This window comes from Limnospira sp. (assembly GCF_051859755.1).
In the GTDB taxonomy this organism is placed as follows: domain Bacteria; phylum Cyanobacteriota; class Cyanobacteriia; order Cyanobacteriales; family Microcoleaceae; genus Limnospira; species Limnospira fusiformis.
This window is the reverse complement of the sequence record NZ_JBIMLI010000369.1, coordinates 714-986: the sequence shown is the minus strand read 5'-3', so window position 1 is coordinate 986 and position 273 is coordinate 714. Positions and strand designations below refer to the sequence as shown.

1 rRNA gene (cut by a window edge) is annotated in these 273 nt (G+C 56.8%); it reads left to right on the top strand.

Going from position 1 to position 273, the window contains the following annotated elements:
* A 16S ribosomal RNA gene (locus tag ACTIE0_RS24690) occupies window positions 1-273 on the top strand; its annotated part runs 713 nt beyond the window's last position; the annotation flags it as partial.

Genomic DNA, 273 nt, shown 5'->3' with positions numbered 1-273 from the left:
AACGCTGGCGGCAGGCCTAACACATGCAAGTCGAGCGAACCTTCGGGTTAGCGGCGGACGGGTGAGTAACGCGTGGGAACGTACCCTCTTCTGCGGGATAGCCACTGGAAACGGTGAGTAATACCGCATACGCCCTTTGGGGGAAAGATTTATCGGAGGAGGATCGGCCCGCGTTGGATTAGGTAGTTGGTGGGGTAATGGCCTACCAAGCCTACGATCCATAGCTGGTTTTAGAGGATGATCAGCCACACTGGGACTGAGACACGGCCCAGA